The organism is Bacteroides sp. ET225, assembly GCF_024733745.1.
Classification (GTDB): domain Bacteria; phylum Bacteroidota; class Bacteroidia; order Bacteroidales; family Bacteroidaceae; genus Phocaeicola; species Phocaeicola excrementipullorum.
In genome coordinates this window covers 1-15,930 of sequence record NZ_JANRHN010000028.1, presented here as the reverse complement: position 1 = coordinate 15,930, position 15,930 = coordinate 1, and the positions used below count along the sequence as shown (strand labels likewise).

The window sequence follows — 15,930 nt, the reverse complement described above, 5'->3', positions numbered from 1 at the left end:
TATTTGAATATCAGGAAGCTTCTGAAACCGTTCCAAATGCCTTCCAGACAGTTTTTACCGCCTTTTCTAAATAAAAATCGCATATTAATTCATCGTTTCGAGAAAATTATCTATCTTTGCGGCCCGAAATCGAAAAATGGCAATGAGTTTTAGCAACACATACAAACTGAACGAGTGTGTACAGCGGTGCGCGGTACACCGCAGGTTTGTCGCACACTGGTTCACCGGCTTCATCTAAAATAATCCGCAGCAACCCCCGTATTTAAAGTGATTATTTTTTATGAACCGGCAAAAATTGCCATGCCCTTTGCTGTGAAAAGGCCAAAGGACAGGGTTCTTTTTGCTAAACTGAAAAGCCATGTTTTACGTATTGATTTTATTATTCATCGGCATCGGCACAGGCTATATTCTCCGCCGTGTCGAACTGCTTCACAAAGTGGAAAAGACAATTTCACTCACAATCTTCTGTATGCTTTTTACATTCGGAGTTACCATCGGATCCAACGACGAACTGATAAGCAATCTCGACAAGTTCGGATATCAGGCAGCTTTGCTGGCCATATTAGGAACAGCCGGAAGCCTTTGCGCCTCATACCTGGCATACCGTCTGATTTTCAGGAAAGGAGGTAAAGATGAAAAATAGTCTGATTATACTTTGCGTATTCATCGCCGGAGGTCTGACAGGGCTTAACCGCCTGATTCCGGAAGACTGGTTCAAGGGAAACACCTCGATTATCATTCTTTACATACTTATTTTCCAGGTGGGAATCAGCATCGGTTCAAACAAAGACCTGAAAGACATGATCCGTTTTCTCTCTCCCCGAATGCTGATATTGCCGCTGTCCACCATTGCCGGAACGCTGCTTTTCTCCTTCCTCGCCAGCTTTGCCATCAGCCAATGGAGAACAGCGGACTGCATGGCTGTAGGAAGCGGATTTGCTTATTATTCACTGTCTTCAGTGCTGATTACAGAAATAAAACAGGCTTCGGCCGGCATACAGATAGCAACCGAACTGGGAACGCTGGCCCTGCTGGCAAACATCATCCGCGAAATGATTTCGCTCATAGGAGCACCCCTGTTCACCCGAATGTTCGGAAAACTCGCTCCCATCTCGGCAGCAGGAATCAACTCGATGGATGTAATGCTGCCGATGGTAAACCGCTATTCAGGAAAGAACATGGTTCCGCTTGCCATCCTGCACGGAATCATCCTGGAAATAAGCGTGCCGCTGCTGATTTCCTTCTTCTGCAGCATGTGACAAGCCTTCTTACCACGTATAGCTCAAGCCGAAACTTAAAAGTTCCTGCAACTGGAAGTAACTGTCATCCGATTCACGCGTCACTCCATCGTCGAAACGGCCGTGAATGAACAGTTTAGTCGACAAGTACTGGTTGATGGTAAAGGTGAATGTATTCTCCCATTCAGCCAGGACTTTTTCGTAGTTCGTAGTGTATGAAAGCCGGGACTCCCACAGCAGAACAGAAATGATCTGCCACTTCAATGTAGATTCCAGACGAGAACCCCAGACACTCTCGTGCTTGTGCCCTTCCTTTACATTGAACTTGGTCGGATCTACCCTATCGCTTGACACACTATACAGCGTATAGTTTAACGGATTGATCAGTACGGACAAGTTGCAGACCCCATCCTTTATATATTTATAGTCCATACCAAGACCGACGTTCAACTCAGCCGGAGAAAAGAAAGCAGACACCAGATTTTCGGTATTGGTTTCATAGTTCGAGAAAAACTGAGTCTTGAACTCGGCCGAAAGCGTATAATACCACGAGTTGACAGCCTTAATACCCAGTTTAGAACTCAGGCGGAACATATCATTGTTAGGCTTATAGCTATGCAAGGTATCAGAAGGAGCGGTAATAAAGCCCAGTTTCCATTCCAGTTTGTTTTCGAACTGTATTTTCTGGCGGTCATCATAATTTGCCTGCAAGGTCAGTCCGGAAAGGAACGACTTCGTGCTTTCGCCTCCCTTATACCAGTTGTCGGAAATATAGTTCTGCGAAAACTGCAAATAGCCGTTGCCCGTCAATGTCCAGAAGTTCGGCTTGAACACAAGCAGGTCTTTCTGAACCACTTCCCGCGGACGGCCAGGTATCTGCAAAACCTGCAGGATAGACTTCTTGGTTTCGTCCTTCACAAACTTTTCTCCCTGCAAGGGCTTCAATCCGACCAGATTAGCCTCGTTCTGTTTCACCAGATTCGGATATTCAAGATAAAACGAAAGCAGCTGACGGTTAATGTAACGGTCGATCTTCTCCGAACGGCGGAGATCCTTCAGCGGAAACGGCCGCACTGCTACAGAATCATCCTTCAGAAAAGGAATCCGAGGCTTCCATCCGTCAATATTGCAGGCCTGCTCTATCGCCGCATGATAATAAGTTGCAGGCATCGAAAGTTTGTAATAGTCAGATTTCACAGGAATCCCCCTTATAATAAGGTATATGTCATCCCACCGTTCAAGCATTTCATCGTATCTCTTGCGAAAATCTCTCACCGTCCTGTTGAAAGCCAGCAGCTGCGGCGAAGGCTGCGCTTTCTGTTCTGTCACTCTGCGAACCGACAACTTTGCACTGTCGGCCGCTGAAACAGCCGAAAGAGAGTCGAGAACCTGAACTACCACAGAGTCAGGAATCACGACAACCGCCGTATCTGCCACGGACTCCAGTCCGGACACCTTGGCTGTCTGAGCAAGCGCACACAGTGCCATTGCCAGAAACACAGCCACCAATCCCATCTTCTTCATTTTCTACTTGCCTATTAAATTTCGGCAAATCTACAAAAAGCAGCCGTTATATGCAACAAAAAAAGGTTTTACACGCAATAGCCTTTGCGGGTTCGGCTTTTTTTTCTAATTTTGCATCTTTATAGAAAACAGTTTTATTGCTGATTAAAATTTTAAACTATTCATATTGTGGCAGAAACAAAGTACATTTTCGTAACAGGTGGCGTTGCCTCATCATTGGGCAAAGGCATCATCTCTTCATCAATCGGTAAGTTGCTGCAAGCAAGAGGCTACAGCGTAACCATCCAAAAGTTCGACCCGTACATCAACATCGACCCGGGAACTCTGAATCCCTACGAGCACGGCGAATGCTATGTGACAGTAGACGGACATGAGGCCGATCTTGACTTGGGACACTATGAACGCTTCCTGGGCATACAGACGACAAAAGCCAACAACATCACCACAGGCCGCATCTACAAGAGTGTGATCGACAAAGAGCGCCGCGGTGACTATTTGGGAAAAACCATCCAGATCATCCCTCACATCACAGACGAAATCAAGCGTAATGTGAAGCTCTTGGGAAACAAGTACAAATTCGACTTCGTAATTACAGAAATCGGAGGTACGGTAGGCGACATCGAGTCGCTTCCCTATCTTGAAAGCATCCGTCAGCTAAAGCGTGAACTGGGACGCAACGCATTGTGCGTGCATCTCACCTACGTGCCTTATCTGGCTGCAGCAGGCGAACTGAAAACAAAGCCTACACAGCATTCGGTTAAAGAACTGCAGTCGGTAGGCATCCAGCCCGACATCCTTGTACTGCGCACCGAACATGAGCTCAGCGCCACACTCCGCAAAAAAGTAGCGCTGTTCTGCAATGTAGACGAAGACGCAGTGGTACAGTCGATGGATATGCCGACGATTTATGAAGTGCCTCTGCGGATGCAGGAACAGAAACTGGACGTGACGATTCTTGAAAAGATGGGCTTGCCTGTAGGCGAAACGCCTACACTGGGACCGTGGAGAGAATTCCTGAACCGCCGGCACAGCGCTACGGAAGTGGTGAAAATCGGACTGGTAGGAAAATACGACTTGCAGGACGCATACAAATCCATCCTCGAAGCATTGTCGCAAGCTGCAACCTACAATGACCACAAGGCTGATATCCATTTCATCAACAGCGAGAAGCTGACTGAAGGAAACGTGGAAGAACAGCTTAAAGACATGGACGGAATCATCATCTGCCCGGGCTTCGGCCAAAGAGGAATCGAAGGAAAGTTCATCGCTGCCAAATACTGCCGCACACACAACGTGCCGACATTCGGCATCTGCCTCGGCATGCAATGCATGGCCATCGAATTTGCGCGCAATGTGCTGGGATACGCCGATGCCAACAGCCGCGAAATGGACGAAAAGACTCCGCATAACGTCATTGACATTATGGAGGAGCAGAAGTCAATCACCAACATGGGCGGAACCATGCGTCTGGGTGCATACGAATGCGTGGTCGACCAGAACTCAAAGACATTCCAGGCTTACAAGACCGAACACATACAGGAACGCCACCGCCACCGCTACGAATTCAACAACGACTATAAGGCTGAATTTGAAAAGGCTGGCATGAAATGCGTGGGCATCAATCCGGAATCAGACCTTGTGGAAATCATCGAAATACCCACATTGAAATGGTATATCGGCACACAGTTCCATCCTGAATACAGCAGCACGGTGCTGAAACCGCATCCGCTTTTCCTGTCGTTCGTCAAGGCGGCTATCGACAAATAAATATAAGAAACCGAATACAATTAGATAAAAATGGACAAAAACACGTTAGTGGGATTTGTGCTGATCGGAGTGGTGATTGTTGGATTTGGAATCTACAACCGCCCCAGTCAGGAAGAAAGAGCGCAAGCTCAGCACTATCAAGATTCTATCCAGCAAGTAATCCGGGATAAGGAGATACAGGCCCAAAAGCAGGCGGCATTGGCCGAAGAAGCAGCGTTGAATGATACAACATCTTTGTTTTTTGAAGCAACCAAGGGCGAAGAAAAACGAACTACCCTTGAAAACGAATTCATCAAGCTGCAGTTCACGAACAAAGGCGGACGGGTTTGTTCGGCCATGCTGAAAGAATACAACGACCAGGAGCACCAGCCGCTGGTTCTGTTTGACGGAAATGACGCTGCCATGAACTTCAGCTTCGACGGAAAAGCTGAAAACATGAACAGCAGCCGCCTGTATTTTGAAACCGTAAACCAAACTGACAGTACGGTCACCATGAGGCTGAACGTATCAAACGGAGGACATCTGGATCTCAACTACAAACTGCTGCCGCATTCTTATATGGTAGACCTGACCATACAGGCCACAGGCATGCAGAACTTTTTCCACTCGACGACAAACAGCATGGGCATCGACTGGAAGCAACGGGCACGCCAGATGGAAAAGGGATTCAACTTTGAACAGCGGTATACTTCGCTCACCTACAAGCCTGTGGGCGAAAGTTTCGATTACCTGAGCGAAACAAGCGACGAGAAAAAGGATATTCCCGAAGCGCTCGACTGGGTAGCGTTCAAGAACCAGTACTTTTCATGCGTATTCATGGCTGAACAGTGCTTCATGAACGCCTCGCTCGATTCAAAGCTGGAAGTGCAGGGAAGCGGATACATGAAAGACTACAGAGCAGAAATGTCTACTCCTTTCGATCCGACCGGTGCAAAACCGACACGGCTGCAGTTCTATTTCGGACCGAATCATTTCAAGACGCTGCTGGCAAGCAACGACCTGAGCTTCTCGAACAAAGATCAGGAACTGGAAGACCTGGTATATTTGGGATGGCCGATCATTCGCCTCATCAACAGGTGGTTCACCATCAATCTGTTCGACTGGCTGTCGGGACTGGGATTGAGCATGGGCATTGTAATTCTGTTCATGACGATCATCGTAAAAATCCTCGTGCTTCCCACCACATGGAAGTCGTTCATCTCGTCGGCAAAGATGCGTGCGCTGAAGCCTTATGTAGATAAAATCAGTGCAAAATACCCCAATCCGGAAGACGCGCTGAAGAAACAGCAGGAAACGATGGCCCTTTACCGCGAATACAATGTGAGTCCGATGGGAGGCTGTCTGCCGATGCTGCTGCAGACTCCGGTCTACATGGCGCTGTTCTTCTTCGTGCCGAACGCGATCGAATTCCGCCAGCAAAGTTTCCTTTGGGCAAACGACCTTTCGGCCTACGACGACCTGATCAGCTGGAACATGCACATTCCCTTGCTCGGCAATCACTTGAGCCTGTTCTGCCTGCTTTTCAGTGCCACCACGGTTATCAACCAGATTGTGATGATGCGCCAGCAGGACATGGGCAACAATCCGCAGATGGCTGCCATGAAATGGATGATGTATATCATGCCGCTGATGTTCTTCTTCATCTTCAACGACTATGCGTCGGGATTGAGCTACTACTACTTTATCTCGGGACTGATGAGCATCCTCATCATGTGGATCATGCGCAAAATGACTGACGAGAAGAAGCTGCTCGCACAGCTGGAAGCCAACAAGCGGGAGCCTTCTCAGCAAAAGCCAAGCGGTTTGATGGCCAAGCTCGAAGCGCTGCAGAAAGAACAGGAACGCCTGCAGAAAGAACGCATGGAACGGATGAAGCAGACGCAGAATCATAATAAGAAAAACTGATTTCACAATAAAGCGTACCAAAACGATAGCCCTGCCCCACAAAGCAGGGCTATTTTTATTTGACCGCATATTATTTGCCGGCCTGGATTGCTGCCTTTCATACGTTTTTATGTAAATTTGCCAACTAAAGACGAAAAACAAATCACAATAGAACAAACTATCATGAAAAAAACAGATCTTATGACCATGACAGCCGCCATCGCACTGGCGACTTCATCGTGTACCGCTCCCGACAAAACGACGGACGAAGGGCCGATCATCGGGAGGCAGGAAATCACAGCAGACAACGGAAGGATGACTCCGGAAATACTTTGGGCGATGGGACGCATCGGCTCTTCAAGCGTTTCGCCCGACGGCAAACAGATTGCCTACACCGTTTCTTACTACAGCGTAAAAGAAAACAAGAGCCATACGGTCATCTATGTGATGAACGCTGACGGCTCAGACAACAAACTCCTCACGTCTTCGGCAGCAAGCGAAAGCGAACCTGTCTGGATAAAAAAGGGAAGCAAGCTGGCTTTTCTCAGCAAAGGACAAATCTGGGAAATGAATTCGGACGGAACGGAACGCAAACAATTGTCGGAAATAGAAGGCAATGTGGACGGATTCAAGTTCTCACCGGACGAGTCAAAAGTCCTTTTCGTATCGCAAGTGAAATACGGGAAGCGCACCGCTGACATTTATCCCGACCTTGACAAGGCAAGCGGAAAAATAATTGACGACCTGATGTACAAGCATTGGGACGAATGGGTAGAAAGCATTCCCCACCCGTTTATAGCCCCGTTTGACGGAAACAAGGTGGGCGAAGCGACCGACATCCTGAAAGACGAGCCTTATGAATCGCCGATGAAACCTTTCGGGGGAGTAGAACAGCTTGCATGGAGTCCGGCTTCGGACAAGATAGCCTATACCTGCCGCAAGAAGACAGGCTTGGCATACGCCGTTTCTACCGACAGCGACATCTATCTGTATGATGTGGCGTCCGGCAAGACCGAGAATCTCTGCAAAGATTATACCGCGAATCCCCAGAAGAAAGACGACAAGAACGAAGGCTACGACATCAATCCGCAGTTCTCGCCCGACGGAAAGTTCATCGCATGGCAGAGCATGGAACACGACGGTTATGAAAGCGACCTGAACCGCCTGTATGTCCTTGACTTGGAGAAGAAAGAAAAATTCAATGCTGCAAGTGCATTTGAAACCAATGTTGACACTTATGTATGGACTCCTGCTTCAGACGGTTTCTATCTGACCGGCACATGGCACGGAACAGAGCAGATTTACCGCCTGGGACTGAATGACTGGAAAGACAGCAAGGCACCGGTCAAAATTACGGAGGGACTGCATGACTATGGAAGCATCAGCTTGAGCGGCGACAGACTGATTGCCACACGCCACTCGATGAGCCAGGCAGACGAAATCTATTCAGTTCCGGTAGAGTTTGACGGCAATTTTGCAAAAGCAACACAGCTTACAAACGAAAACAAGCATATCTACGACAAGCTGGAAATGGGCCGTGTGGAAGAACGCTGGATAAAAACCACCGACGGAAAAGACATGCTGACATGGGTAATTTATCCGCCGCAGTTCGACCCACAAAAGAAGTACCCCACCCTGCTCTATTGTGAGGGCGGTCCGCAAAGTCCGCTGGGACAGTTCTGGAGCTACCGCTGGAATTTCCAGATTATGGCAGCGAACGACTACATCATTGTAGCTCCCTGCCGGCGCGGTATGCCGGGATTCGGCGTGGAATGGAATGAAGCCATCAGCGGAGATTACGGAGGCCAGTGCATGAGGGACTACCTGACCGCCATCGATGAAGTAGCGAAAGAGCCGTTCGTCGACAAAGACCATCTGGGGTGCGTAGGCGCCAGCTTCGGTGGATTTTCCGTATACTGGCTGGCCGGACACCACAACAAACGCTTCAAGGCTTTCATAGCCCACGACGGCATTTTCAACATGGAAATGCAGTATCTGGAAACGGAAGAGAAATGGTTTGCCAACTGGGATATGGGCGGAGCATTCTGGGACAAGAACAACGCCACAGCCCAACGCACTTTTGCCAACTCTCCCCACCGCTTCGTAGACAAATGGGATACCCCGATTCTCTGCATCCACGGCGAAAAAGACTACCGTATCCTTGCAAACCAGGCGATGGCAGCCTTCGATGCAGCCAAGATGCGCGGCATACCTGCCGAACTGCTGATTTTCCCCGATGAAAACCACTGGGTTCTCCAGCCGCAGAACGGCGTGCTCTGGCAGCGCACCTTCTTCAACTGGCTTGACCGCTGGCTGAAACCGAAAGAATAACCGCAAAGACAAAAAAGCACCCCGTCACCCCTGTTAAAGCAACCGATTGCCTTAAAAAGAGTGGCGGGGTGTTTTGCATAAGGGCGAATCTTTTCAGAACTGTCAGACAAAGACCCGCACCATTTAAAACAAGATCAGCCGGCAATTCACAAACCGGCTGTCTTACGGAAACTAAAATTATCTATAAAACCTATTGAAAATACACTTATTCACACGCCTTGAATAAATATAAACAAAGCAAATTCCTGTTTTGTTCAATCAATACCCGAAAAAAGTAACCGGATAACCGTCCAGCAGGCAGTCCAGACGTCCGTCATACATCTGCATATTGTCCATATACGAATAGTCGCCTCCCCCATAGTGCATGCGGATACTTGTATAGAAAGCATCATACCAGTCCCACGTGAATACATAACGGGATTCCTGCACATATCCGTCACGGTATTGGATGCGGACATAGTCCTCGCCCGTATTGTCCGGATAGAAAGTGATTTCCTGCCTGTGGAAACCGTCGGAATCCGACCATTCGTCCACCCACACAAAACTGCAAAGATATTCCGTATTCTCACGGTAGTCAAGCGTATTGTTGCCGATCGAGAAGTCCACCTCACACGACGGGAGCAAAATCACAAGCGCAGCCAAAGCCGCTATATAATAGAGTTTTCGAACTGATGTTTTCATAATGTTTCCTCCTTTGGTTTTTTCTATAGCACAAAGGTAAGGAAACCCTATGAAAGCAGAAAAAGATAATTCCTAAGATTAAAGGGGAAAATCCCTAAACCTGTTAGGGCCTTCCCTTTAGGCCGGACAGACGCTCAGTCTTTAAGCAGTGTCTGAAGCGCATCGCGCCAGTCCTCGCCATTCTCCGGCTGATACGTAACGAATCCAGCCTTATGTCCGGCAGCGATGTTGGATGCCCCGTCGTCTACGAAAAGCGTTTCTGAGGGCACTATTCCGCTGTCTTCAACCACCATTCTGAAAATCCGCTCGTCGGGCTTGAGCACTCCCAGCTGATACGACAGATAGAGCTTGTCGAAATATGCGTTCAAGGGCTTGCGGCGGGGAGAAAACCCCTCGCTGCACGCCCAGTCCATCACATAGGGATTCGTGTTGCTGAGCACATACAGCCTGTACCTCCTGCGGAGCTCTTCCAGGCATTCCAGCATCGCCTCGTCCACCCCCGTAAAAAAGCCGAGCCATGCCTGCCGCGTTTCTTCCCACTCCAGCTTGCGGCCGCAAAGCACGCCCAGCTTGTCCTGAAAGGTCTGGGCGTCAATAGCACCCTCTTCAAGCTCCTGAAATATCCCCGTCTGGTGATACTTGTCCAAACGCTGGTCAGCGTCGGCCAGTCCCAGACGCACAAACGCTTCTACAGCTTTCTCCCTGTCGATCGGGGCGATCACGCCCCCGAAGTCAAAAAGTATATTCTTAATCATAGTCTGCTGAAAATTGACATTCCAATCCAAAAGCCTACATCTGCCTGCTCTTCATGACCAGATTCTTGAACGGAGAAGGATAAGGCGTTTCAAACGCCATCAGCTCTCCGGTCACCGGATGGTGAAAGCAGAGCTTGAAGGCATGGAGAGCCATCCTGCCCAGCGGATCAACCGGGCATCCGTAACGCTCATCTCCCACAACCGGATGCCCGAGCGACTGCATATGCACGCGGATCTGATTCTTGCGCCCCGTTTCAAGCTGGAGCTCCACCAGCGAATAGCCGTTGGCGCGCTTGATGGTCTTGTAATGAGTCAGCGCATACTTTCCTCCGTCGTCATAGTCCGACGAACTTACATACAGCTTGCGGTCGGTCAGCCAGGACTCTACAGAGCCTTGGTCCTTTTCCATCTCACCCGACACCACAGCCACATACCTGCGGTCGGTCACAATGTCGTGCCAGTTGTCGCGCAACGTATGCTGGGTCTTTTCATCCTTGGCATACATCATGATACCCGACGTTTCCCGGTCCAGCCGGTGCACCACAAAGACACGGTTGTTCCGGTTCTCACGCTTCACGTATTCATTAAGGATATGCTGCGCCGTGCGCTCCTTCTGATGGTCGGTGGCAACAGAAAGCAGCCCTTCCTTTTTCTCCACAACAATCAGATAGGCATCCTCATAAAGCAGTTTGAGCATCGGATTGCGAAATTCGCGATTATGCTTTTCCCTGCTGATCTGGACCTTCATGCCCGGTTTCAGAGGAAAGTTATACTGTGTCTGTATGTTATTGTCCACCAGCACCACCCGGTGCGTCAGCAGCGACTTTACGCGCGTGCGACTGATTCCGGCCATGCTCTTCATGAGAAACGACATCAGTTCATCCGGTTCGGTCACATTATAAACCGTATATTTTGCGGCGGCACGTGCCCTGGGACGTCCTCCCGCCTTGCTTTTCTTCAACATATATCAGAATCGATTGTTTTTTTACCCAAGAATCATCTTTTTTCCAGAAGCACAACGTTTTCAACGTGGTGCGTATGAGGGAACATGTCTACCGGCTGGACAGCAGCCACACGGTATTTGCAGTCGAGCAGCTGCAGGTCGCGCGCCTGTGTGGCAGGATTGCAGCTTACGTAGACAATGCGCTGCGGCTCGGCAAACAGCAGCACGTCAACCACATCGCCGTGCATCCCGGCGCGGGGCGGATCGGTGATGATGACATCCGGACGCCCGTGTTCGCTGATAAACTCCTGCGTCAGGATATCCTTCATGTCGCCCGCATAAAAAAGCGTATTCTCAATGCCGTTGATGGCCGAGTTTACCTTTGCATCTTCAATCGCTTCGGGCACATACTCGATGCCCACAACCTTGCGCGCCCGACGCGACACGAAATTCGCGATGGTTCCGGTTCCGGTATACAGGTCATACACCAGCTCATTCCCCGTCAGTCCGGCAAACTCGCGCGCCACCTTATACAAATTATACGCCTGCTCGGAATTGGTCTGATAAAACGACTTCGGTCCGATTTTGAAACGCAGCCCTTCCATCACTTCAAAGATGTGGTCGGTTCCCTTGAAAACATTCACCTCAAGATCCCCGAAGGTGTCGTTGCACTTGTTGTTCACCACATACAAAAGCGAGGTGATCTGCGGGAATTTGCCGGCCACGTAGTCCAAAAGCTCCTTCATCCGGTCAAGCTCCCCGTCGGAAGTGATCTTGCACTGCAGGAGCACCATCAGTTCGCCGGTGGAAGAAGTGCGCACCATCATGTTGCGCAGCATCCCTTCCTGCGTGCGGAGATTGAAGAAAGAAAAGTTGTGCGCATAAGCATAGTCGCGGATGGCATTGCGGATCTGGTTGGAGATGTCATCCTGAAGCCAGCATTTCTCAATGGCCAGCACCTTGTCAAACGCTCCGGGGATATGGAATCCCACCGCATTCATCTGGTCGTACGTCACGTCCTGCTTCACTTCGTCCTCCGTCAGCCAGCGCTTGTTGGAGAAAGTAAACTCAAGCTTGTTGCGATAAAAGCAGGTCTTTTCCGAACCGAGAATCGGACGGAACTCAGGCAGCTCCACCTTTCCTATGCGCGTAAGGTTGTCGAACACCTGCTTCTGCTTGTACCTCAGCTGCTCGCTGTAGGCCAGACACTGCCACTTGCATCCCCCGCAAACGCCGAAATGCTGGCAGAACGGCTCGACGCGCATGGCAGAGCGTTCATGAAATTTCACCGCCACAGCCTCGGCATAATGGTTTTTCTTGCGCTTCACCTGCAAGTCCACCACATCCCCCGGCACCACATACGGCACAAACACTACCAAATCGTTCACCCTTGCCACTGCTTTTCCTTCAGCGGCCACATCTGTTATCGTCACCTTCTCAAGTAAAGGAAGTTCTTTTTTCTTTCTTGCCACGTTCGTTTACAATAAAATCCAATTCGGGAGGCAAAGGTAATTATTTTTCCACACATAACGAAACATGTATGCCGCATACACGGATTTGCAGTCCATGTCGGATAAAAAATCCAGCCTAAGGGACAAAAGCTCTATCTCCACGCTGGAGATGCACGTCTTCAGCCTGAAGACACAGATCTCCAGACTGAGGATATATATCTCCAGACTAAAGATAAAGAACGGTGCAGCGCATCCCTCTTTTTCAGCCCCGAAACCGCCCTGCCACCCGCAGGCAAACATGCAAAACGGCAGGCAAGCGGCGGTTTTGACAACTCGATATTGCAAAACATGCCCAACAACACGTGTTTTGCATTTGATATATTACATTTTTTACATAGATTTGCATCCATTCTTAGAAAAAGAAACATTTATAACCATTAAAATCATACTGAACAAAATGGAAACAAAAAGAGTTTACACGTTCGGAAACGGATACGCTGAAGGCAAAGCCGACATGCGCAACCTGTTGGGCGGCAAAGGCGCCAATCTTGCAGAAATGAATCTGATAGGCGTTCCGGTACCTCCCGGTTTTACAATAACAACCGAAGTCTGCAACGAATATTTTGAAAAAGGAAAAGACGATGTAGTAGCACTGCTGAAAGACGATGTGGAACGGTCCATTGCAGGTGTCGAAACATTGATGAAATCCAAATTCGGTGACGTCGAAAATCCGCTGCTCGTTTCCGTACGCTCAGGAGCACGGGCTTCCATGCCGGGCATGATGGATACGATTCTGAATCTGGGACTGAATGACGACGTTGTGGCCGGACTGGCACGCAAGACCGGAAACGAACGTTTCGCATGGGACTCATACCGACGCTTCGTACAGATGTACGGCGATGTGGTTTTAGGCATGAAGCCCGCCAACAAGGACGACATCGACCCGTTCGAAGCCATCATTGAAGACGTGAAGAAAAAGAAAGGAGTCCGCCTGGACAACGAACTGGAAGTGGAAGACCTGAAAGAACTGGTCAGACGCTTCAAGGAAGCGGTAAAGACACAGACAGGAAAAGACTTCCCAAGCGACGCCTACGAACAGTTGTGGGGAGCCATCTGCGCCGTGTTCGACTCATGGATGAACGAACGCGCCATCCTGTACCGCAAGATGGAAGGCATCCCGGCTGAATGGGGAACAGCCGTCAACGTCCAGGCCATGGTATTCGGAAACATGGGCGACACATCGGCCACCGGAGTATGCTTCTCGCGCGATGCTGCCACAGGTGAAGACCTCTTCAACGGCGAATACCTGATCAATGCACAGGGCGAAGACGTGGTGGCAGGTATCCGCACGCCGCAGCAGATTACAAAGATCGGCTCACAACGCTGGGCCAAACTCCAGGGCATATCCGAAGAAGAACGCGCAAGCAAATACCCGTCAATGGAAGAAGCCATGCCCGAAATCTACAAGGAACTCGACGCATTGCAGACCAAACTGGAAAACCATTACCGTGACATGCAGGACATGGAGTTCACCGTTCAGGAAGGAAAGCTGTGGTTCTTGCAGACACGAAACGGAAAGCGCACGGGAGCTGCCATGGTGCGCATCGCCATGGAAATGCTGGAACAGGGCCTGATTGACGAAAAGACTGCCATCCTGCGCTGCGAACCGAACAAGCTGGACGAACTGCTCCATCCGGTATTCGACAAAGAAGAGCTCCGCAACGCAAAAGTCCTTACACGGGGACTTCCTGCTTCTCCGGGAGCTGCAACCGGCCAGATCGTATTCTTCGCCGAGGACGCAGCCAAATGGCATGCCGAAGGACGCCGCGTGATCATGGTACGCATAGAAACTTCGCCGGAAGACTTGGCCGGAATGACTGTTGCAGAAGGTATCCTGACTGCCCGCGGAGGTATGACTTCACACGCTGCCGTAGTGGCGCGAGGCATGGGCAAATGCTGCGTATCGGGTGCGGGAGCTATCAACGTTGACTACAAGTCGCGCACTGTAGAAATCGACGGCGTTGTCCTGAAGGAAGGCGACTATATCTCTCTCAACGGAAGCACAGGCGAAGTTTATCAGGGCGAAGTGCCGACTAAGGCCGCTGAAGTGTCGGGCAATTTCGCGAAGCTGATGGATTTGTGCAACAAGTATACACGCCTGCAGGTCCGCACCAATGCAGATACGCCGCACGATGCGGAAGTGGCTCGCAAATTCGGTGCTGTAGGTATCGGCCTCTGCCGCACGGAACACATGTTCTTCGAGAACCAGAAGATTATCGCCATGAGGGAAATGATTCTGGCGCCGGACGTTGAAGGACGCAAAAAGGCACTCGCAAAACTGTTGCCCTACCAGAAGAACGACTTCAAGGGCATTTTCAAGGCCATGGACGGCTATCCGGTAAACATCCGTCTGCTCGATCCTCCCCTGCATGAGTTCGTTCCGCACGACCTGAAAGGACAGGAAGAAATGGCCAAAGCCATGGGCGTTACAGTGGAATACATACGCCAGCGTGTAGACAGCCTGTGCGAACACAACCCGATGCTCGGACATCGCGGATGCCGTTTGGGAAACACTTATCCGGAAATCACTGAAATGCAGACAGAAGCCATTCTAAGTGCAGCATGCGAGCTGAAGAAGGAAGGATATGATCCGCATCCGGAAATCATGGTGCCGCTCATCGGTATCCTGTATGAATTTGAAGCGCAGGAAAAAATAATCCGCTCTACCGCCGAGCGCGTGTTCAGACAAGAAGGAGTTGAAGTGCCGTTCAAAGTGGGTACGATGATTGAAATACCTCGTGCCGCACTGACAGCAAACCGTATCGCTTCACATGCAGAGTATTTCTCGTTCGGAACAAACGACCTGACTCAAATGACTTTCGGCTATTCACGCGATGACATCGCTTCGTTCCTGCCTGTATACTTGGAAAAGAAGATTCTGAAAGTGGATCCTTTCCAGGTGCTCGACCAGAACGGCGTAGGCCAGCTCATCAAGATGGCTGTAGAAAAAGGACGCTCTGTACGTCCCGGCTTGAAATGCGGCATCTGCGGCGAACACGGAGGCGAACCGTCATCAGTCAAGTTCTGCCATAAAGTGGGCTTGAATTATGTAAGCTGCTCTCCGTTCCGCGTGCCTATTGCCCGACTGGCTGCGGCGCAGGCTGCAATAGAGGAAGCATAAATAGTATAAGATAATCATTGATTTAGGCTGTAATGGACTGTTTTTCATACATTACAGCCTAAGTTGTTTTTAGGCGGTTCGTACATTTGTCCGCAAAAAAATGAGTCAAATAAACAGTACTTGCATACACCACGCATACACTTTTGAACAGTGGCGCATACACCAACGCATACAC

11 protein-coding genes are annotated in these 15,930 nt (G+C 49.8%); 6 read left to right on the top strand and 5 right to left on the bottom strand.

The genetic code is table 11. From position 1 onward, the window contains the following. Positions 1–358 precede the first annotated feature (358 nt). Both NW212_RS11575 and NW212_RS11570 read left to right on the top strand, forming a co-directional pair. The gene (locus NW212_RS11575; RefSeq protein WP_258338801.1) at positions 359–643 is read left to right on the top strand and encodes a lysine exporter LysO family protein; all 285 of its coding nucleotides are present in this window, start codon (positions 359–361) and stop codon (positions 641–643) included. Beyond that, complete coding sequence (locus NW212_RS11570; protein ID WP_258338800.1) at positions 633–1,259, top strand: lysine exporter LysO family protein; 627 nt, start codon at positions 633–635, stop codon at positions 1,257–1,259. Before NW212_RS11575 ends, NW212_RS11570 begins: the two co-directional genes overlap by 11 nt. Before the next feature lie 9 nt (positions 1,260–1,268). Here NW212_RS11570 and NW212_RS11565 read toward each other — a convergent pair whose 3' ends face one another. Continuing rightward, positions 1,269–2,762, bottom strand: coding sequence for a DUF3078 domain-containing protein (locus NW212_RS11565; RefSeq protein ID WP_258338799.1), 1,494 nt, complete (start codon positions 2,760–2,762; stop codon positions 1,269–1,271). Between the two features lie 168 nt (positions 2,763–2,930). Here NW212_RS11565 and NW212_RS11560 point away from each other — a divergent pair, with 168 nt between their 5' ends. The 3 genes from NW212_RS11560 to NW212_RS11550 all read left to right on the top strand — a co-directional run bounded on the left by NW212_RS11560 (position 2,931) and on the right by NW212_RS11550 (position 8,744). Then, positions 2,931–4,529, top strand: coding sequence for a CTP synthase (locus NW212_RS11560; RefSeq protein ID WP_258338798.1), 1,599 nt, complete (start codon positions 2,931–2,933; stop codon positions 4,527–4,529). Between the two features lie 30 nt (positions 4,530–4,559). Continuing rightward, on the top strand, positions 4,560–6,434 hold the full coding sequence (gene yidC, locus NW212_RS11555) for a membrane protein insertase YidC (protein ID WP_258338797.1): 1,875 nt from the start codon (positions 4,560–4,562) through the stop codon (positions 6,432–6,434). Between the two features lie 162 nt (positions 6,435–6,596). After that, positions 6,597–8,744, top strand: a complete 2,148-nt coding sequence (locus tag NW212_RS11550) for a S9 family peptidase (RefSeq protein ID WP_258338796.1) — start codon at positions 6,597–6,599, stop codon at positions 8,742–8,744. 258 nt (positions 8,745–9,002) lie between these two features. On the opposite strand, the gene NW212_RS11545 is transcribed toward NW212_RS11550, so the two are convergent. The 4 genes from NW212_RS11545 to rlmD all read right to left on the bottom strand — a co-directional run bounded on the left by NW212_RS11545 (position 9,003) and on the right by rlmD (position 12,595). Further along, positions 9,003–9,425 (bottom strand): hypothetical protein, encoded by a 423-nt coding sequence (locus NW212_RS11545; protein ID WP_258338795.1) that lies wholly within the window; start codon positions 9,423–9,425, stop codon positions 9,003–9,005. A gap of 134 nt (positions 9,426–9,559) precedes the next feature. Then, on the bottom strand, positions 9,560–10,180 hold the full coding sequence (locus NW212_RS11540; protein WP_258338794.1) for an HAD family phosphatase: 621 nt from the start codon (positions 10,178–10,180) through the stop codon (positions 9,560–9,562). A gap of 34 nt (positions 10,181–10,214) precedes the next feature. Further along, complete coding sequence (locus NW212_RS11535; protein ID WP_258338793.1) at positions 10,215–11,144, bottom strand: RluA family pseudouridine synthase; 930 nt, start codon at positions 11,142–11,144, stop codon at positions 10,215–10,217. A 32-nt stretch (positions 11,145–11,176) separates the two neighbouring features. Then, complete coding sequence (gene rlmD, locus NW212_RS11530) at positions 11,177–12,595, bottom strand: 23S rRNA (uracil(1939)-C(5))-methyltransferase RlmD (RefSeq protein ID WP_258338792.1); 1,419 nt, start codon at positions 12,593–12,595, stop codon at positions 11,177–11,179. A 436-nt stretch (positions 12,596–13,031) separates the two neighbouring features. Here rlmD and ppdK point away from each other — a divergent pair, with 436 nt between their 5' ends. Then, a complete protein-coding gene (gene ppdK, locus NW212_RS11525) occupies positions 13,032–15,755 on the top strand; it encodes a pyruvate, phosphate dikinase (RefSeq protein ID WP_258338791.1) in 2,724 nt (907 codons plus the stop codon). Positions 15,756–15,930 lie beyond the last annotated feature (175 nt).